Genomic DNA, 19,443 nt, shown 5'->3' with positions numbered 1-19,443 from the left:
GGAGTGCGTAGCACTCCCGAATCTATCCGTCTCGGTGTGTCAGGTTGACCGAGACAGTTGGATTTACGACTGCTGCGCAGCCGAGCGGGAGCAAGCTCCCTCGCCACAGGAGCAAGCTTCCTCGCCACAGGTTCTGCGGTTATTTCATGCCCAGACGTTTAGCCATCCGGCCTAGGTTGGCTCTGTCGAGCCCCAACTCTCGCGCCGCACTGGCCCAATTATTCTGATTACGCTCAAGGGCTGCATTGATCAATTGGCGCTGATATTGCTCAGTGGCACTGCGCAAATCGCCGATTGGCAGCGGCTCCGCATACAAGTCAACTGCTGGCGCGGGTGAGTTATCCACAACCTCACGCGGCAAATCCAGATCTGTCGCGCTCAAGCTGAGAATCTTCGGTCGCACTTTGCAATTGCCCAGCGCCTTCAATGCACTGCGCCCGATCAGGTGTTCCAGTTCGCGTACATTGCCCGGCCATGCGTAGGCGAGCAGCGCCTCCTGGGCGTCGGCGGTCAGGCGCAGGCTGTTGAGGCCCATGCGCGAGCGGTTCTGTTCAAGGAAAAAACCGCTGAGCAACAAGACATCGCGCCCGCGATCGCGCAGCGCCGGCACTCGCAGCGGGTACACGCTCAAACGGTGATAGAAGTCGGCACGGTAACGCCCGCTGCGCACCTCTTCGGCCAGATCGCGGTTGGTTGCCGCAATCAGGCGCACATCGACCTGATGTTCCTTGTCCGAGCCCAGTCGCTGCAACTGGCCGCTTTGCAGCACACGGAGCAATTTGGCCTGCACGGTCAGCGACAATTCGCCGACTTCATCGAGAAACAAGGTGCCGCCATTGGCCAGTTCGAACTTGCCGCGGCGGTCGCTGGTGGCACCGGTGAAGGCGCCGCGCACATGGCCGAACAATTCGCTTTCTACCAGCGTGTCGGGCAGGGCGGCGCAGTTGAGGCTGATGATCGGCTGGTTGGCGCGCGGCGAGGCGGCATGGATGGCTTGGGCGACGAGTTCTTTGCCGACGCCCGTTTCACCGGTGATCAACACGGTCAAGTCGCTGCCACCGACCAAATTGATTTCTTCGATCAGGTGTTTGTGCGCCTTGCTTTGGCCGATCATCTCGCGGTGCTGCTGGCCGCTGGCCTGGCGATAAACCTCGGCGCGTTGATGCTCGTCTTCGGCGCGAATCGCCAGACGCTCGATGCGCTCGGCGGCGTTGACCGTGGCCGCGGCGAGGCTGGCGAAGGCTTGCAAAGCATCGAGTTCGATCGGTTCGAAACGCTCCGGGTCCAGCGCATCGAGAGTGATCAGGCCCCACAGCTTTTCATCGACAAATAAAGGACAGCCGAGGCAGTCGTGCACTTCAAGGTGCTCGTCGAGCCCCTCGACCAGGCCGTCATAAGGGTCGGGCAAGTCGCTGTCGGCGGCGAAACGCGTCGGCCCGGCGCCGGCCAGAAGAATCTCGAAACGCGGGTGCTCGCTGACCTTGAAGCGCCGGCCCAGGGTGTCGGTGCTTAAGCCGTCGACCGCCAGCGGCACCAGGGATTCGCCATCCAGACGCAATAACGCCGCCGCATCGCAGGGCAACAGCGCGCGCATGGCTTCCAGCAGACGGCGGTAGCGCTCGCCCTCGGGCAGTTCGCGGGACAGGTCGGCGACCAGGGGCAGCAGGGTGGTGAGTAACGATTTGGCGATCATAGGCTGCTAGTCAAAAAGACACGATGTAGTCGAGATGACTATACGGCGTATCGAGTCGATATGACTACTCAATGTTTAAGCTGTTGATCTATAACGATTATTTAGTTGGCACGAAACCTGATACCGCTAAAGCAACTTTTCAAGAAAGCGCAGGAGTCACCTTATGCTTAGCGTTCAGGATCGTGCCATCATCAAATCCACCGTGCCTCTGCTCGAAAGCGGCGGTGAGGCGTTGATCACTCATTTCTACCGGATGATGCTGTCCGAGTACCCCGAAGTGCGCCCTCTGTTCAACCAGGCTCACCAGGCCAGTGGCGACCAGCCACGGGCGTTGGCCAACGGCGTCTTGATGTACGCCCGTCACATTGATCAGCTCGACCAGTTGGGCGATCTGGTGGCGAAGATCATCAACAAGCACGTGGCCCTGCAGATCCTGCCAGAGCATTATCCGATTGTCGGCGCCTGCCTGCTCCGAGCCATTTGCGAAGTACTTGGCGACGAGATCGCCACACCCGAAGTGATGAGCGCCTGGGGCGCGGCGTACGGGCAACTGGCCGACATCCTGATCGGTGCGGAAAGCGCCATTTATGACCAGAAAGAACAGGCCGTCGGCGGCTGGCGCGGTGCGCGGGAATTCATCGTCGCGGCCAAAGTGCAGGAAAGCGCTGAAATCACCTCGTTCTACTTCGAGCCGGCGGACAAAGGCCCGATTCTCGCGGCTGAACCGGGTCAGTACATCGGCATGAAACTGATCCTCGACGGCGAAGAAATCCGCCGCAACTATTCGTTGTCGGCGCTGGCGAACAACGGTCAATACCGGATCAGCGTCAAGCGCGAGCCGGGTGGCCGCGCATCGAATTACCTGCATGATCAACTGCATGTGGAAGACAGCATCCAACTGTTCCCGCCGTCGGGCGAATTCACCCTGGCCGCCAGTGACAAACCGCTGGTGCTGATCAGCGGTGGCGTCGGCATCACTCCGACTCTGGCGATGCTCGAAGCGGCGCTGGCAACCGAGCGCCCGGTGCACTTTATCCACTGCGCGCGCAACGGCAGCGTTCACGCGTTCCGTGATTGGGTCGATGGGCTGGCGGCGCGTCATCCACAGCTCAAGCGCTTTTATTGCTACGCCGAAGACGATGGCGCGAGCCCGGCGGCGGACAGCGTCGGTTTGCTCAGTCAGGAACAGCTCCGCGAGTGGCTGCCGGCGCAGCGTGATGTCGATGCGTACTTCCTTGGGCCGAAAGGCTTTATGGGCGCGATCAAGCGGCACCTGAAAGCGCTGGGCGTGCCGGAACAGCAAAGCCGTTACGAGTTCTTTGGGCCGGCCGCTGCTTTGGAATGATCTGAGACCGAGGCGCCTGCATTCGCGAGCAAGCCCGCTCCCACAGTGGATCGGCGTCGAGCACAAGTCTTGTGTAAGGCGCGGTCAAATGTGGGAGCGGGCTTGCTCGCGAAGGGCTCGACGCCAATTCCGATCCTGTCGCCTATGCGAGGTTAATCATTCCTTAACCGCTCTATCGTTTATTGCCCCGGTGTAGACTTGCGACAATTTCAGCCGCCGGCCGGCTGAACCATGGACAAACAAGGGAAAGGCAATGAGCGAGGAAACGATTCGATTGGGCCGTGAGCGGCGTTATCTGGTGTTGCTGGGGATTATCTGCCTGGCGCTGATCGGTGGCGCGCTGTACATGCAGATCGTGCTTGGCGAAGCTCCGTGCCCGCTGTGCATTCTGCAGCGTTATGCGTTGCTGCTGATCGCCGTGTTCGCGTTCATCGGTGCGGCGATGCGCAGCCGTCGCAGCATCACCGTGTTCGAAACGCTGGTGGTGATCTGCGCGATTGCCGGGGCCGGTGTCGCCGGGCACCACGTGTACACCCAGTTCTATCCGGCGGTCAGTTGCGGCGTCGATGTGCTGCAGCCGATTGTTGATGATCTGCCACTGGCGAAAGTCTTCCCGCTGGGTTTTCAGGTCGACGGTTTCTGCTCGACGCCGTACCCGCCGATCCTCGGCCTGTCGCTGGCGCAATGGGCGCTGGTGGCGTTTGTGCTGGTGGTGGTTCTGGTGCCGCTGCTGACCTCGCGTAATCGAAAAGCGCTGCGCTGAGTCAACTTTTCAGCAGAGGTGCCGATAAACAAAACGCCCCGATTTTCCGTGATGAAAATCGAGGCGTTTTGCATTTCAGAGCGTTGGTGAAAGCGCCGTGACGAACGGCAATGAAGTGTGCGGCAAGTGTGCGACATGTTGTCACACGCGAGCTGTCGCAGGGGCTGGCGAAGCGCTCGATTGCTCGCCTGTTACATAAAAACATTGGCCAGTTTCGACGTTTTCGGGCTTTAGGACGCATGTCCCGGATCAGGCAGTTTTAACAGCCTCGGGCAACAGGCCAAAACCCTTGGATCATCGGGCTTTGCGCCGATCATGCAGTCGTAGCAGGGTTGCGGAGCTGTCTGATTTGAGGCGGTTACACCTACAAATTTTGACGTTTTTGTTGAGAAACGATTTCGATAACATGGGCGACTTTTGCAAAAATGGCGAGGGATTGTTGCTCTGAGTGATAAAAATTATTTCGGGATAAGACATGGTGTATAGGGCGCTACCTATCTACAATCGCCCGCACTGAATTCCCGGCACTGTTCAGCCTTTATTAAGGAACTGATCAGGAGGTCGGGTGTCGAGCGAGCCGCGAGGCTTTCAAGACACCCAGGTGTCGGTGCCTTTCCAACTTTCCGCACCAAATGGAATTGGTCTGTAACAAGGCCTTTGACCACGAATTCGAATAAGAACTGAACGCTGTCCCAAGGTTTTGTCGAGCGTGTGACGCGCGACGGGCGGCCCTTATTCAATCCAAAGAAAATGCCAACCCTTGGCAGGGTGAAGTGTTGGCGATCAAAACCCAACTGCATTGCGCAAGCTGCTTTAGAGGTCGTGAGATGAGTAAAAACAGGTACCCCAGATTACTAGGCCTAGTGCCGCTGCTCGGCACGTTGTTGCTGGGAGGCTGCAACATGACCTTGCTCAATCCAACGGGCCAGGTCGGCCTGGAACAGCGCAACCTGATCATCACCGCCACGCTGCTGATGCTGTTGGTCGTCGTGCCGGTCATCGTCATGACCTTCCTGTTTGCCTGGAAGTACCGCGCTTCGAACAAGAACGCTGTCTACACGCCGAAGTGGTCGCACTCGACCAAGATCGAAGTGGCCGTATGGACCATCCCGGTGCTGATCATCATCGCCCTGGGCTACATCACTTACATCTCTACTCACGAGCTGGACCCGTATCGTCCGATCGAGTCTGACGTCAAGCCTGTGACCATCGAAGTTGTCGCGCTGGACTGGAAGTGGCTGTTCATCTACCCGGAACAAGGCATTGCCACGGTCAACAAGATCGTGTTCCCGGCGCACACCCCGATCAACTTCAAGATCACCTCTGACGCTGTGATGAACTCGTTCTTCATCCCGGGTCTGGGCGGCCAGATCTACGCGATGGCGGGCATGCAGACCAAGCTGCACCTGATCGCCGACCGCAACGCTGAAATGGACGGTATCTCCGCCAACTACAGCGGCGCCGGTTTCACCGGTATGAAATTCAAGGCTATCTCCACCACTCAGGAAGATTTCGACGCCTGGGTAAGTGAAGTCAAGAAGTCACCTAAACAGCTTGATCAAGCTGAATACGCGGCCCTTGCCAAACCGAGCCAGAACAACCCAGTCGAGCTCTACTCGTCGGTCACGCCGAACCAGTTCCAGATCATCGTCGACAAGTACGAAGGTATGAAGCCGGGCAAGCCGCTGAAGCACGAGAAGAAAGAGAAAGAAGTGGCGGCCACGGATATTGACGCGGGTTCGCATTCAGCTGCCGGGGCAGAGGAGTAAACGATGTTTGGTAAATTAAGTTGGGAAGCAGTCCCATTCCACGAGCCGATCGTGATGGTGACCATCGCCATGATCGCCCTCGGTGGTCTGGCGCTGTTCGCTGCGATCACTTACTTCAAGAAGTGGACGTACCTGTGGACCGAGTGGCTGACTTCGGTCGACCACAAGAAAATCGGCGTGATGTACATCATCGTCGCCATGGTCATGCTGCTGCGCGGTTTTGCCGACGCGATCATGATGCGTACTCAGTTGGCCATGGCCACCGAGGGTTCGCCTGGCTACCTGCCACCTGAACACTATGACCAGATCTTCACCGCACACGGTGTGATCATGATCATCTTCATGGCGATGCCATTCTTCACCGGCCTGATGAACCTTGCAGTGCCGCTGCAGATCGGCGCGCGTGACGTGGCATTCCCGTTCCTCAACTCCCTGAGCTTCTGGCTGCTGGTGTCCGGCGTTGTGCTGATCAACCTGTCCCTGGGCGTCGGCGAATTCGCCAAGACCGGCTGGGTTGCCTATCCACCGCTGTCGGGTCTGCAATACAGCCCTGGCGTGGGGATGGACTACTACATCTGGGCGCTACAACTATCCGGGTTGGGTACAACGCTGACGGGGGTCAACTTCCTCGCCACCGTGCTGAAAATGCGTACCCCTGGCATGAAGCTGATGGACATGCCGATCTTCACCTGGACTTGCACCTGGGCAAACGTTCTGATCGTGGCTTCGTTCCCGATCCTGACCGCGACCCTGGCACTGCTGACCCTTGACCGTTACATGGATTTCCACATTTTCACCAATGAACTTGGTGGCAATCCGATGATGTACGTCAACCTGTTCTGGGCGTGGGGCCACCCTGAGGTTTACATCCTGATCCTGCCGGCCTTCGGCATCTTCTCGGAAGTGATCTCGGCCTTCACCGGCAAGAAACTGTTCGGCCACCACTCGATGATCTACGCCTCGGGCGCGATCTCGGTGCTGGGCTTCATGGTATGGCTGCACCACTTCTTCACCATGGGTTCGGGTGCAAGCGTCAACGCCTTCTTCGGTCTGGCGACGATGCTGATTTCCATCCCGACGGGTGTGAAACTGTTCAACTGGCTGTTCACCATCTACCAGGGCCGTCTGCGTTTCACCAGCCAGGTGCTGTGGACCCTGGGCTTCATGGTGACCTTCGCCATCGGCGGCATGACCGGCGTACTGCTGGCCATCCCGGGTGCTGACTTCGTGCTGCACAACAGCCTGTTCGTGATCGCGCACTTCCACAACGTGATCATCGGCGGTGCGGTATTCGGTTACATCGCAGGCTTTGCGTTCTACTTCCCGAAAGCGTTCGGCTTCAAGCTGCACGAAGGCTGGGGCAAAGCAGCGTTCTGGTTCTGGATCTCGGGCTTCTTCGTCGCGTTCATGCCGCTCTACGCACTGGGCTTCATGGGCATGACCCGTCGTCTGAACGCCACCACCAACCCTGAGTGGGTACCGTACCTGTACGTTGCCATGTTCGGTGCGGTGATGATCGCTGTCGGTATCGCCTGCCAGCTGATCCAGCTGTACGTCAGTGTGCGTGACCGCAACAAGCCAGAGAACATGTGCGAACACGGCGACCCGTGGAATGCACACACCCTGGAATGGTCGACCTCGTCGCCACCACCGTTCTACAACTTCGCTGTGCTGCCTAAGGCCGATTGCATCGACCCGTTCACCGAAGCCAAGGAAAACGGTACCGCGTACCAGCGTCCGGCCAAGTACGAGCCGATCCACATGCCGAACAACACCGCCACAGGCGTGGTGATGGGCGCGCTGTTGACCGTCTTCGGTTTCGCGATGATCTGGCACATCTGGTGGCTGGCAATCGCGAGCCTGGTGGGCACCGTCGTTTACTTCGTGATCCACGCTGCACGTGACGACCAGGGCTATATGGTTCCGGTTGAAACGATCGAGCGTATCGAAGCCGAGCAGCACAAGCGTCTGGTCGCGGCAGGGAAAATCCCGGCCAATGCCACCCGTGTTGAAACCTCGTTGGAACAGGCTTAAACCATGTCGAACTTAGTGACCAATGTTGGACACGCCCATGGTGACCATGGGCACGATGACCATCACCACGACTCGGGCGAGATGACCGTATACGGTTTCTGGCTCTACCTGATGACCGACTGCATTCTGTTTGCGTCGATCTTCGCGGTGTACGCAGTACTGGTAAACAACGTTGCCGGTGGCCCGTCGGGCCACGACATCTTCGAACTGCCTTACGTGCTGGGCGAAACCGCTCTGCTGTTGTTCAGTTCGATCACCTACGGCTTCGCCATGCTGGCGTTGTACAAAGGCAAGAAGCAGGCGGTCCTGGGCTGGTTGTTCATGACCTTCCTGCTCGGCGCGGGCTTCATCGCCATGGAGATCAACGAGTTCCACCTGCTGATCTCCGAGGGTTTCGGTCCTAGCCGTTCGGGCTTCCTGTCGGCGTTCTTCACCCTGGTCGGTACTCACGGTCTGCACGTTTCGGCCGGTCTGATCTGGATGGGCGTCATGATGTACCAGGTCAACAAGCATGGCCTGACGGCGACCAACAAGACCCGTCTGAGCTGCCTGAGCCTGTTCTGGCACTTTCTGGACGTGGTGTGGATCTGCGTATTCACCGTTGTTTACCTGATGGGGACCCTGTAATGGCTAATGCACACTCCCATGACAGCCACGATGCTGGCCACGGCAGCGTAAAGTCGTACGCCATCGGCTTCATCCTGTCGGTGATCCTGACTGTGATCCCGTTCGGCCTGGTGATGTACCCGACCCTGCCGAAGTCCACCACGCTGGCGATCGTTCTGCTGTTCGCAGTGATCCAGGTGATCGTTCACCTGTATTACTTCCTGCACCTGGACCGTTCCATTGCTCAGCGTAACAACGTGATCGCGTTCGTCTTCACGGCGATTGTGATCGTGCTGCTGGTTGGCCTGTCGCTGTGGATCATGTTCAGCATCCACACGTACATGATGGCGAAGTGAGGTAGACCCGATGTCGCTCAAGCACTTTATCCAAATCACCAAACCGGGGATCATTTTCGGTAACGTGCTTTCTGTGGCAGGCGGGTTTTTCCTGGCCTCGAAAGGGCATGTCGATCTGGCGGTGTTTCTGGCCGCCATGATCGGTACTTCCCTGGTCGTGGCCTCCGGTTGCGTGTTCAACAACTGCATCGACCGCGACATCGACCTGAAGATGGAACGCACCAAGAACCGTGTGCTGGTACAGGGTCTGATCTCCCTGAAACTGGCCCTGGTTTACGCGACCATTCTGGGTGTTCTCGGCGTTGCGTTGTTGTACAAGGTGGCCAACCCGTTGGCCGCGCTGTTCGCAATCATCGGCTTCGTGATCTACGTCGGCTTCTACAGCCTGTACCTCAAGCGCAAGTCGGTTCACGGCACGCTGGTGGGCAGTCTGTCGGGCGCCATGCCGCCAGTGATCGGTTACGTTGCCGTGACCAACAGCTTCGACATGGCTGCACTGACGCTGCTGGTGATGTTCAGCCTGTGGCAGATGCCGCATTCCTACGCCATCGCGATTTTCCGCTTCAACGATTACCTGGCCGCATCGATTCCGGTGTTGCCAGTGAAGCGCGGCATTCAAGTGGCCAAGAAGCACATCCTGCTCTACATCCTGGCGTTCCTCGTGGCGACCTTGATGCTGACCTTCAGCGGCTACGCCGGCATGAGCTACCTCGCCGTCGCCGCCGCCATGGGCATGTACTGGCTGTACATGGCCTGGACTGGCTACAAGGCAGTGGATGACACGGTCTGGGCACGCAAGCTGTTCGTGTTCTCGATCTTCACCATCACAGCGCTGAGCGTCATGATGTCCCTGGACTTCAAGGTGCCGGGCGAGCTGCTGCTGACGTACGCGCCGTAAGGTTCGCAGGCTTCAAGAAAAACCCCGCACATTGAGAGATGTGCGGGGTTTTTTGTTGGCTGGCTTTAGGACGTGCCGATTTGCTTGCTTCTTGGTCCAGCAGCTTGTCGCGGTGGCTTGATGGGTGTGTAAGCTAATCCCACATTTATGCAGGTGGTGAGACAGTCACCCGCCTCATGAACTCATCAAACAGCGGAACGGTGAATGCTATGAGTGCATATTCCGGACTGTAGATCATGCCCTTTTTGATCAGGCTATCGCGTACCGGGCCCAGGCTCGTAGCGTTTCGCCCCAGCGCTTTAGCTACATCGGCAGAGCGTTGTGGTCCTTCTCCCAACTCGGCAAGACAACGCATGTATTCCCTTTCAGCCGGCGTGGTGCGATCAAAGCGGACCCTGAAAAAAGACTCGTCAAGTTTACGGATGCTTTCCTCTGTCGCTGCCTGCGCATCTGCCTCGGTTATGGACTGTTCTTTGGCAATGTTCCAAGCGGTATAGCCCCACTCCTGCAAAAAATAGGGATAGCCGTGGGTTTTTTCAAAAATCTCGCGCAATGCGCCGTCAGAGATGCTCGCGCCTTCTTCTTCAACAGGATCACGTAAGGCTTTCCAGGCATCTATCTCTAATAGAGCGCCCAGACGAGGAAACTCGAATAGTCGCTCAGCATAACTTCTGGCATCGCCCGCTTGCCCCGCAAGCTGCGGGAGACCCGCACCAAAAAGGATCAGAGGCAGAGCAGCCTGATTAACTGCGTGGATGCCGCGGATAAGCGCGCCCAGCTCGTCTTTGGAAAGATACTGTAATTCATCAATCAAAATGGCGACGGGTGTCCCTGCGTCCCTTGCCGCCTCCGCTGTTGCTATCAGGACGTCACGCAGATCATCTTCCAGATTGCCACTGTCGGCATAGCCAGCTTCGGAGTCTCCGCCAAGCGTAACTTCGGCCCCACCCGCTGCAATAGTGATATTGCCGATAAAGCTACGAAGTATGCGTATCCCTCTTTTGACCGCCTCGACCGTGCTCTGCGCTCGGTCCAAACGCAATAGCACGCGGCGTAATACCGGAATCAGAAGCTGTTTCAACTCAGCTCCATCGTGAGCCTCCTGCATTTCGGCGAGATAACCCAATGCTAAAGCCCGGTCTTTGATCTGATTCAGGAGTACCGTTTTTCCGACACCGCGTAAGCCTAATATCATCAAGGATTTGGCGTGCTTGCCGCGCTTCGTGCGCGCCAATGCAGTATCTGCCGTTTCCAGTACTTCCGATCGCCCCGCTAACTCCGGTGGGGAAACACCTGCTCCGGGGTTGAAGGGGTTGGTATTCTTGTCCACAGCTTGATCTCATATGGAAATATTCATACTTATAGTGATAAATCGCTATAACCGCAAATAAGTAGCTAAAGTACTTAGCACCAAGGCTGATTGCTTGGTTCGTTTCCCTATGACACTAGGTTTGCTGTCGGATGGAGACAATCGTAGCGATGTGCCCGCTCGACTGGCTTTAGTGTGGCGGGAGAGCCGAAGTGTTTTAAAACCGGCCTCTGTATAGGCTGGTTGCTCAGTGCAGGTAAAAGACCTAAATTTGGATCCAGATATGTCATCTGCACGTCCGCGATCCTGATGCGGGCTACGACTGGCTAAACAATTGGCTAAACTCAAAAGGCTGGGCGCAATGACCGAACGGATGACCTGCGATGAGCGCTTTATCGCCCTGGCCGAAGAACTGAGCTACGACATCTATGGCGAGAACACCGTCGGCGGCAATTACGCGCCGCTGATTCGTCATCACGATGAGCTGTACATCAGCGGCATGGTGCCGCGGGTCAATGGCAAGATTCTGTACCCAGGCCGGGTAGGGCTGGAGTTGAGTCTCAAGGACGCGCAAGCCGCCGCGAGCATCAGTGCAATGCGGTGTCTGGCGCTGATCGTCGATGCGGTGGGCTCACTGGACAAGATCCGTGCGTTGTTGCGGGTCACGGTGTATGTGAAATCGACCGCAGATTTCGTTGGCCTGAGCGAAGTGGCCAATGGCGCTTCGGATGTGTTCAGTCATGTACTGGGGGACGCCGGGTGGCATACCCGCACGACCATTGGGGTGTATCAGTTGCCGAAGAATGCGGCGATTGAAGTGGACATGATTGCGGCGTTACATCCATCGGCTTGAGGTCGTCCGCGGCCCAAACAAAAAGCCCCGCCTGATCATTCAGCGGGGCTTTTTCGTGAAGCGCTCGTCAAATTACTGCGCCGCGATGCTGTACCCGTCAAACGCGGTCTGCTGTTGCAGCGCGGTGATGATGTTCTTGCGGTTCACAGCCTGTTCCGTGCCGGCGTTATCGACGAAGGTTTCGCTTTCCAGCTCGGCTTCATCGCCTTCGCCCACGAAGGTGAAGCCCAGAAATTCCAGCGCCTCACGGTCGACGTTCAGACGCGAACGCGGGGTGCGCATTGGCAGGGTTACGCTGGCGCCGTCCTTGCTGATAGTGAAGATTTCGACTTCTTTCTTCTTTGCAGCCTTGCTCTTGCCGCCGCTCGGATTGCTGATCGCCTGATGGGTCTGGTTCAGCACTTTCAGCGCCAGACCATAAACGATTTCCTGAAACGCCGGATCGTCCTTGAAGCTGGACAGAATGCGGCCGATCGAGAACTTGCTGCTCAGATCCTCCAGCGCGGCGATGTCCGCTGCCTCTGCGTCTTTCAGACGCTTGAGTTCGCCCATCAGCTCGTACGCCTTATCGTCATCAAAGCTGTCATGCGCCTGGCGGATCGCCGCACGCAGCTCGCGGATCTGGTCGCTTTCGCGGGTCGACTGGAACGCGTCCAGGACCATCTCGCTGATGATTTTGGCTTGTGGCAGGTGTTGTGAAAGATTGATGGAGTTTTCGTATTCCGCTTTGGACGACTGGGTGACTACGGATTCAGCGGTGTTGAAATCGGACATTGAAATTTCACTACTTTTTAACTTGGGTTGAGACGAGAAAGCACGAGGTCTTTTTCAGGCCGACTAATTTAGGGGAGCGGGGCGGCGTTGTCACGGAGCAACGGTCTGGTGGTACGGATTTATTTTCCGGTCATGCCAGACTCAGTGAGCCTGCCCGCAGGCTGAGAGCTGTGCGGATGAAGTGGCAACGGAAAGGAAATGAAGTGCGTTGCGTAGCCATCGTTTCGCATAGCGGTGAGCAGGTGTAATTCGAGTGAGGGGGGCTGCGGATAGACATGAATGACGCCAGGCAACATACATTGCCTGGCCTTCGGGGTTGAGGCTTTACAACTCCCATCCATACCACTTGTGACTTCTTTTCAAATATTCCGATCCGGGAGCGAGATGGAGTGGGCTGGGCAAGTTAACTGAACGTCCGTGAAGCCGAGTCGAAAGATAATGATCACTTTCTGTGTAGGGTCCGTCTTCTTGCTTCATGTCGAAGTAAATCAGCTTTAAATCCAAGCCAAAAGTGATGAGTCCGCGATCAAATAGCCTGTGATGATTGCAGTTCATTAAAATGCCGTTTCTGACGTCGAGCCTTTCCGCTTCGGTGCTTTGGCTCCAAGGCAATATGTGGCACGCCTCCAGGACTGGTGTAAAAGTCGTATCGGTTATCGCGCACTGGTATCCATATGCTTTGAGGAGGGCGGTTCTAAATAGACGTTGAATTTTTCCTCTTACCTTCACCATTGCGTAGATCTCCCCGGCGCTGGAGGGACCTTGCAAAAGCTCATTGGCTAGTTGCTCCCCTGTAAAGCCCATCGCCGCGTATCCGAATGGATTCTCCTGAGCAGTCCAAGGAAATACTTGAACCTCTGACTTTTGCTGCGCAATCAGACGAGGGTCATTTACGACGCAACCTTGCCCGGGAGTCCTCGTACTACTGTTCACTACAACCATCGTCAAGGGCGGGAATTCATTTTCCAGGCAGTACGCTTGAATTTCCAGCAATACGTATCGACATGCTCGGTGATGGATACCGAGCAGCTCCCCCAGCTCACCGTAAGTAAGTGTGGTCCCCTGAATCGCATGCTTTATCAAAATCGGCCATGCCCGTGCCGCGCGTTCTTCTTGGTTGATCTTCATCTGGTCACTCCCTGTGTTTTTACTTTTGAGTTCGCATGATGGCATATTGGCCTTGTTTGGAGTATTCGCCCAGCGTACGTTGGGCGCACGATAGGGAGATCTTCTCATGCATTTTGTGGCTATAGATGTAGAAACGGCTAATTCGGATATGGCCTCAATATGTCAGATCGGTATTGCTTTTTTCGAGAACGGCGCGCTCATAAGCCAATGGCAAACGCTGGTTGACCCAGAAGATTACTTCAGCGAAATCAACATCGGTATTCATGGCATCGATGAAATCGACGTTAAGGGCGCACCTAAGTTTGTCGATATTGTCGAGCAGCTGACTGGTTATTTGGAAGGAGTTGTTTGTGTATGTCATACGCACTTTGATCGAATCTCGCTGGATCGAGCCTTCAGTAAATACAACCTACCGAGGATTGACATTAACTGGCTGGATTCGGCGAAAGTTGCCCGCAGAAGCTGGCATCAGTTCTCAAAGAGGGGCTACGGCTTGGCTAGCGTGGCAGCGCACATTGGGTACTCTTTCAAACACCACGATGCGCTTGAAGATGCTAAAGCGGCGGGTTACATCCTTCTTGCAGCGGTGCAGGTCACTGGTATTAGTATTTCTGATTGGGTCCAGCGTATACGCCAACCGCTGCACATTGCGATTGAAGCAACACAGAACCTAGATGGCATTCTGATAGGGGAGGTTATTTGCTTTACAGGAGGTATGAGTCTGACTCGAGCAGAGGCTGAGGCGATGGCGCTTGGTCAGGGATGTGCGGTGGGTAGCGGGGTTACGCAAAAGACCACGCTTCTCGTCGTCGGAGATCAGGATTTAGCTCGCTTGGCGGGCAAAGAAAAAAGCGCGAAACATTTGAAAGCAGAGTTGCTCATCTTGAAGGGTCAAAAAATACGACTCCTGAAAGAAAGTGATTTTATTGCCTTGGTGGGACACTTCACTCAGTAGGTCGGCGCGGACGCTCCATGGCAATCACTGACGTCTCAAAACCCAGACTGGCAAAAAACGCTTCAGCACCCTCGCGTCCAGCGCGTAGTACCCAAGTGATATCCGGGTTGTCGCCCATGACGTGCTTGACCAATGCGCGGCCGACTCCCTTGCGCCGCTGCTGGCCATCGACAACCACTATCGACAGGTAACCGTTGGACAATTCGTCGGTAATGCCACGCGCGAAACCAACAATCTGCTCGCCCAGCATGGCAATAGCCGTGCGTTGCGAGTTTTGAATCAAAAGAGCGAAAGTGTTGGCATCACCAATGCGATGGCCCCATCCACGCTGGCCGAGAAACAGCCTCGCTGACTCTATTTCGCTGGGATGCAAGTCGCGTACGGTGAGAGTGTCGTTCATGGGGTGTTCAAGTCCTTTTCTGTGATCCATCAAGCAGTGTTACAGCCGGACCGACGTCAGGCTTGCCCCATGTGCGCATCGCAAACTCGACAAACCGTCTCAGCTTCGGCAGTCGATAGCGATCCTGCGCATACAGCAGGTGCATCGGCCGGCTCGGTGGTTGGTAATCCGCCATGACCTTGACCAGTTTGCCGTCGCGCAGATCCTGTTCCACCAGCGCGTCGGGCAACATCATGATCCCCATGCCATTGCGCGCTGCCTGGTGCAAGCCGGCAGAGCTGTTGATCAGCATCGGCCCACTCACGTCGACGAGGACTTCGCCTTCCGGGCCGCTGAGGCGCCAGCGTTTTTCCACCGATTGCCAATCGTCGCCGGCAGGGTAGGCGAAGGACAGACAATCGTGTTGCTGCAAGTCCTGTGGCGTGTGCGGCATGCCGCGTCGCGCGATGTACTGCGGGGAGGCGCAGACCGTCAGGGTGTAGTCGATCAAGGGCCGGGCGATCAGGTTGGATTGGTCGAAATTGCCCAACCGGAACGCGACATCGAGGCCGTTCTCCAGCAGATCCGGGCGGCGGTTGGTCAACACCACGTCCAGTTTCACTTGCGGATACAGCAAGGCATATTCGCTGAGGGCCGGGGTCAGTCGTTCGACGCCAAAGGTCAGTGGCGCGGCAATACGCAGCAAGCCGCGCGGCTCGTCCAGCGCTTGTTCGGCAAGGCGTTCGGAGTCGGCCACCAAGCCAAGCACTTCCAGACAACGTTGATAATAGACGCTGCCGAATTCGGTCAGCCGCTGGCGGCGGGTGGTGCGTTGCAACAGTTGTACGCCGAGCCGTTGCTCCAGCGCGCGCAGGTGATTTCCGACCATCGTTGTCGACATTTCGCACTCCGAGGCGGCTGCCGTCATGCTCCCGGTTTCGACCACTTTGACGTAGACGCCCATCGACTGGAACAGGTCCATTATCAAGCTCAGCTTTTAAATGATTGAAGTTTTTGTGAGTTTATCCAGCTCAGGTGGCTAACCATACTGCAAACACACCGACCTGCACTGGAGTTTCGCGTCATGACCGCCGCCCTGATGAACACCTACCAACCCCTGGCCCTGAGTTTTACCAAAGGCCTGGGCACGCGCCTGTGGGATCAGGCGGGGCGTGAATATCTGGATGCGGTGGCCGGTGTTGCCGTGACCAACGTCGGCCACTCGCATCCGCGCATTGTTTCGGCGATCAGCGAGCAGGCGGGATTGCTGCTGCACACCTCAAATCTGTACAGCATCGACTGGCAGCAACAACTGGCCAAACGGCTGACGGCGTTGTCGGGCATGCAGCGGGCGTTCTTCAACAATTCCGGCGCCGAAGCGAACGAGACGGCACTGAAACTGGCGCGTCTGTGCGGCTGGCGCAAAGGCATCGAACAGCCGCTGGTGGTGGTCATGGCCAACGCTTTTCATGGCCGCACCCTCGGCACTTTATCCGCCAGTGATGGCCCGGCGGTGCGCCTGGGTTTCAGTGACTTGCCGGGGGATTTCGTCAAAGTGCCGTTCGGCGATCTCGCGGCGCTGGAGCAAGTACAGCGCAAACACGGGGCGCGCATCGTGGCGATTCTGGTCGAACCGATCCAGGGCGAAAGCGGCGTACAAATCGCACCGCCCGGCTACCTCAAAGCCTTGCGTGAACTGTGCAATCGCCACGCGTGGCTGCTGATGCTCGACGAAATTCAGACCGGCATTGGCCGCACCGGGCGGTGGTTTGCCTTTCAACACGAAGGCATCATTCCCGATGTCATGACCCTGGCCAAAGGCCTGGGCAACGGCGTGCCGATCGGCGCCTGTCTGGCACGCGGCCACGCGGCGGATCTGTTCACCCCAGGCAGCCACGGCAGCACTTTCGGCGGTAACCCACTGGCTTGCCGGGTCGGTTGCACGGTGCTGGATATCATTGAAGAACAAGGTCTGCTGGAGAATGCGCGGGTACAGGGCGAGCGGCTGTTGGAACGCCTGCGCGCGGAACTGGCGGACAATCCGAATGTGCTGGCGACTCGTGGGCAGGGATTGATGATCGGCGTCGAGCTGAAACAACCGGTACGCGACCTGACGCTGATTGCGGCGCGGGATCATGGCTTGCTGATTAATGTGACTCGGGGCAAGACGATACGGTTGCTGCCACCGTTGACCATTGATGAGCGGGAGGTGGGGATGATTGTCAGAGGGGTTGGGCGGGCGTTGTCGTCAGCCCCATCTGTGTAATCACTGCTGCGGAGTGTCTGGTAAGTGCAGCGAGTTGGCCGCCTGCAAAAGTGACTCATAATCAGCCAGACCTATCATCACAACCGGTTCGGCGCTGCGCCTGGTAATCAGCAACGGTTCGCGATCATTGGTTACTTGGTCCATCGATGTTGTCAGGCGGGTTTTGGCTTTGCTGAAGGTGGTGGTTTGCATGATGTAGGTCTGCGGTTGGTACACAGTGAGGTCGACTGTGATTGCGCCCAGTATCACTCAAGCACTTCGGAGACGTTTCCGAGAGACATGTAATCCTTATCAGCTGTAATTGTCAGCAGGTGGAGTGCCCGTTGTCAGGCACCCCACCTATGCCCGGAACGTGGCATCAATCCCGCTCATCCCCCAGCTCCGGCGCCAGCATCCTCGTCTTTAACGCTCCATTCGAGTTGTGCTGGACAATCTCGCTCGGCTGCCCCTGTTCATTGAAAAACACCTGACCAATCCCCGCCGAATTCCACAGCCGTTCCCCGGCCTCGGCATGTTCCGGGGTGTACGGCACGATGCGCATCAGCCGGCGCTTGGTGAACCAGTTCAACGGTGAACGCGGTGAGTAGAGCCAGCGGTTGAGGCGGTCGAACCATTCCAGCAGCGTCGGTGGAAACTCATTCTTGATGCCGCTGCTGGTGATCTGCCAGATTCGCGGGCCGGCCTTGCGGTGTCGGATCAGGACTTCGTAGACGAAGGAATAGTGCACATCGCCTGACAGCACCACGTAGTTCCCGGGTGTACGCGAGTGTCGGAAAATGTTCAGGATTACCTGCGCGGCGCCGCGATGGGCCATCCAGTTTTCCGCGTCGACCAGCAGTGGATAACCGCACCAGCTGAACACCTTTTGCACGGTTTCAATCAGCTTCACACCAAAGATCGGCGCCGGGGAAACAATGATCGCCGACGGGTGATCGAGCAATTCCTGCTGCAATTCGCTCAAGGCTTCCCAGTCGAGCAGGCCCGACGGTTGCTTGAGGGCCATTTCGCTGCGCCAGCGCCGGGTGCGCGTGTCAATCACCACCAATGCCGGACTGCTCGGCAGCACGAAATGCCACTGCTGAAAGCGCAGCAACTGATCAGTCAGCTCGTCCTGCACCGGCATGTCCAGATAGCCGTCGTCACCGCTGGCGCTCAGCTGCGCGGTCTGCGCCAATACATCCTTGAAAGCATCCGGGTTATTGCCCCAGCCCTGACACAACAAATAAGCAATCAGCGCATTGCCGATGATGCGTTTGGAGAACGGATGGCCGTAGGCCGTTTCTTCCCACTGGGCGGACAGATTCCAGTCATCGGTGATGTCGTGATCGTCGAAAATCATCAGGCTCGGCAGATGCGCCAGTGCCCGCGCGACGTTGCCAAGGCCAGCCTTGAAAGCATCGATGCGCGTCTGTTCGAGGGTGTAACGCTTCAGGCGTTCGGGTGTCAGCACCGGCGCGGTCGGGTTGATTAGCGACCAGGGTGTCGGCGACCAGACCAGCATGTACATCGCCATGACTTCGGCGAACGTCACCAAGTGGTTGTCGGCGCTGCTGCTGGTGAAAATCGGCTTACGCGCGCCGCCGAAAAATCGCTCGCGCAAAGTCTCGTTGCTTTCCAGCGCCGGTAACAAATCCGCACGGTGGTAGTAACTGGCCGGGTGTTCGTAGAGCTTGGCGCTGTCGCTGACCACGGCACCCTCAAGGTGCTCGTCGAACAGACCGAGACGCTCGATCAAGGCATGAATCGCCCGCAACATCGGCCCGGCGACATCGTCGGCGTAGACCTGATCGCCGCTCATCATCAACAGCGCCGGACGTTGTTGCGCGTCGGTTTCATCGGCCAACAGTTGATCGACGCAGAGCAAACCATCGGTGGCCGGGTGATGCGGCTTGCGGCAGGAGCCGTGCAGCAGTTGATCGATCCGCGAACGCACCACAAGGTTGGCTGAGGTGGCGCCGGCGTAAAGCAGATGCGGCGCCCATTCCGCGATGCCGATGCTGCCGTCGATCAGCAGGTCGTAGTCGATAAGAGTGTCGCAGGGCAGGGCGCTTTCCAGTTGAACGTCGATCAAATGCACGAGCGCATGACGTCCTACGGGAATGACCGTGCAATTCTGCGCATCGAGCGGAATATCTCCTACACCTTGCAGGCGCAAGGTCAGCGACAATTCACGCGTGCCCACCAGCCACAGCACCACGCGCGTCGGCTCCAGTCGCCGCAGCAGCGGGCCGGCGACAATGGCGGGCAATGGGGTCAAGTCATCAAGTGTTCGGGACATCCGCTTCAAGCTCAGGGCGCACAGCCGGCGATGATAA

Annotated in this window: 18 protein-coding genes; 10 read left to right on the top strand and 8 right to left on the bottom strand. The window is 57.3% G+C overall.

The genetic code is table 11. The features are described 5' to 3' along the window. Window positions 1-139 precede the first annotated feature (139 nt). Window positions 140-1,693: a nitric oxide reductase transcriptional regulator NorR gene (norR, locus tag HU743_RS06380; protein ID WP_186647651.1), complete on the bottom strand. Its 1,554-nt coding sequence runs from the start codon at window positions 1,691-1,693 to the stop codon at window positions 140-142. Between the two features lie 163 nt (window positions 1,694-1,856). On the opposite strand from norR, the gene hmpA reads away from it, so the two are divergent. The 7 genes from hmpA to cyoE all read left to right on the top strand — a co-directional run bounded on the left by hmpA (window position 1,857) and on the right by cyoE (window position 9,464). After that, complete coding sequence (gene hmpA, locus HU743_RS06375) at window positions 1,857-3,038, top strand: NO-inducible flavohemoprotein (protein ID WP_186647649.1); 1,182 nt, start codon at window positions 1,857-1,859, stop codon at window positions 3,036-3,038. Window positions 3,039-3,291: 253 nt separating this feature from the next. Continuing rightward, the gene (locus HU743_RS06370; RefSeq protein WP_186647647.1) at window positions 3,292-3,801 is read left to right on the top strand and encodes a disulfide bond formation protein B; all 510 of its coding nucleotides are present in this window, start codon (window positions 3,292-3,294) and stop codon (window positions 3,799-3,801) included. An 827-nt stretch (window positions 3,802-4,628) separates the two neighbouring features. Continuing rightward, window positions 4,629-5,570 carry a ubiquinol oxidase subunit II gene (gene cyoA / locus HU743_RS06365; protein ID WP_024014231.1) on the top strand — a complete coding sequence of 314 codons (942 nt, stop codon included), beginning with the start codon at window positions 4,629-4,631 and terminating at the stop codon, window positions 5,568-5,570. Between the two features lie 3 nt (window positions 5,571-5,573). Beyond that, complete coding sequence (gene cyoB / locus HU743_RS06360; protein WP_186549050.1) at window positions 5,574-7,604, top strand: cytochrome o ubiquinol oxidase subunit I; 2,031 nt, start codon at window positions 5,574-5,576, stop codon at window positions 7,602-7,604. A 3-nt stretch (window positions 7,605-7,607) separates the two neighbouring features. Continuing rightward, on the top strand, window positions 7,608-8,231 hold the full coding sequence (gene cyoC, locus HU743_RS06355; RefSeq protein ID WP_090286077.1) for a cytochrome o ubiquinol oxidase subunit III: 624 nt from the start codon (window positions 7,608-7,610) through the stop codon (window positions 8,229-8,231). Beyond that, complete coding sequence (cyoD, locus tag HU743_RS06350; RefSeq protein WP_011335842.1) at window positions 8,231-8,566, top strand: cytochrome o ubiquinol oxidase subunit IV; 336 nt, start codon at window positions 8,231-8,233, stop codon at window positions 8,564-8,566. The genes cyoC and cyoD overlap by 1 nt, the downstream gene beginning before the upstream one ends. 10 nt (window positions 8,567-8,576) lie before the next feature. Beyond that, the gene (gene cyoE / locus HU743_RS06345) at window positions 8,577-9,464 is read left to right on the top strand and encodes a heme o synthase (protein ID WP_186530385.1); all 888 of its coding nucleotides are present in this window, start codon (window positions 8,577-8,579) and stop codon (window positions 9,462-9,464) included. 145 nt (window positions 9,465-9,609) lie between these two features. Here cyoE and HU743_RS06340 read toward each other — a convergent pair whose 3' ends face one another. Then, on the bottom strand, window positions 9,610-10,794 hold the full coding sequence (locus HU743_RS06340) for an AAA family ATPase (RefSeq protein ID WP_186647645.1): 1,185 nt from the start codon (window positions 10,792-10,794) through the stop codon (window positions 9,610-9,612). 340 nt (window positions 10,795-11,134) lie between these two features. Here HU743_RS06340 and HU743_RS06335 point away from each other — a divergent pair, with 340 nt between their 5' ends. Further along, window positions 11,135-11,626, top strand: coding sequence for a RidA family protein (locus tag HU743_RS06335; RefSeq protein WP_186647643.1), 492 nt, complete (start codon window positions 11,135-11,137; stop codon window positions 11,624-11,626). Between the two features lie 72 nt (window positions 11,627-11,698). Here HU743_RS06335 and HU743_RS06330 read toward each other — a convergent pair whose 3' ends face one another. Then, the gene (locus HU743_RS06330; protein WP_016773307.1) at window positions 11,699-12,400 is read right to left on the bottom strand and encodes a hypothetical protein; all 702 of its coding nucleotides are present in this window, start codon (window positions 12,398-12,400) and stop codon (window positions 11,699-11,701) included. Between the two features lie 324 nt (window positions 12,401-12,724). Continuing rightward, window positions 12,725-13,528: an HNH endonuclease gene (locus tag HU743_RS06325; RefSeq protein ID WP_186647641.1), complete on the bottom strand. Its 804-nt coding sequence runs from the start codon at window positions 13,526-13,528 to the stop codon at window positions 12,725-12,727. 106 nt (window positions 13,529-13,634) lie between these two features. Here HU743_RS06325 and HU743_RS06320 point away from each other — a divergent pair, with 106 nt between their 5' ends. Beyond that, complete coding sequence (locus HU743_RS06320) at window positions 13,635-14,483, top strand: exonuclease domain-containing protein (protein WP_186647639.1); 849 nt, start codon at window positions 13,635-13,637, stop codon at window positions 14,481-14,483. Here HU743_RS06320 and HU743_RS06315 read toward each other — a convergent pair. Continuing rightward, window positions 14,473-14,883: a GNAT family N-acetyltransferase gene (locus HU743_RS06315; RefSeq protein WP_186647637.1), complete on the bottom strand. Its 411-nt coding sequence runs from the start codon at window positions 14,881-14,883 to the stop codon at window positions 14,473-14,475. The two genes, HU743_RS06320 and HU743_RS06315, sit on opposite strands and share 11 nt — an antisense overlap. Before the next feature lie 7 nt (window positions 14,884-14,890). After that, window positions 14,891-15,844, bottom strand: coding sequence for a LysR family transcriptional regulator (locus HU743_RS06310; RefSeq protein WP_186647635.1), 954 nt, complete (start codon window positions 15,842-15,844; stop codon window positions 14,891-14,893). Between the two features lie 102 nt (window positions 15,845-15,946). On the opposite strand from HU743_RS06310, the gene HU743_RS06305 reads away from it, so the two are divergent. Beyond that, a complete protein-coding gene (locus tag HU743_RS06305; RefSeq protein ID WP_186647634.1) occupies window positions 15,947-17,128 on the top strand; it encodes an aspartate aminotransferase family protein in 1,182 nt (393 codons plus the stop codon). Here the strand turns inward: HU743_RS06305 and HU743_RS06300 are convergent, their stop codons facing one another. Both HU743_RS06300 and HU743_RS06295 read right to left on the bottom strand, forming a co-directional pair. Then, window positions 17,129-17,320, bottom strand: coding sequence for a type II toxin-antitoxin system Phd/YefM family antitoxin (locus HU743_RS06300; RefSeq protein WP_186647632.1), 192 nt, complete (start codon window positions 17,318-17,320; stop codon window positions 17,129-17,131). A gap of 166 nt (window positions 17,321-17,486) precedes the next feature. Further along, entirely contained in the window at window positions 17,487-19,406 is a 1,920-nt protein-coding gene (locus HU743_RS06295; protein WP_186647630.1) for an alkaline phosphatase D family protein, read from the bottom strand. Between the last annotated feature and the right edge of the window lie 37 nt (window positions 19,407-19,443).

The organism is Pseudomonas sp. SWRI99, assembly GCF_014270125.1.
Taxonomy (GTDB): domain Bacteria; phylum Pseudomonadota; class Gammaproteobacteria; order Pseudomonadales; family Pseudomonadaceae; genus Aquipseudomonas; species Aquipseudomonas hamedanensis.
Note: the sequence above shows the minus strand (reverse complement) of the source record. Positions and strands in the feature narration are given on the sequence as shown.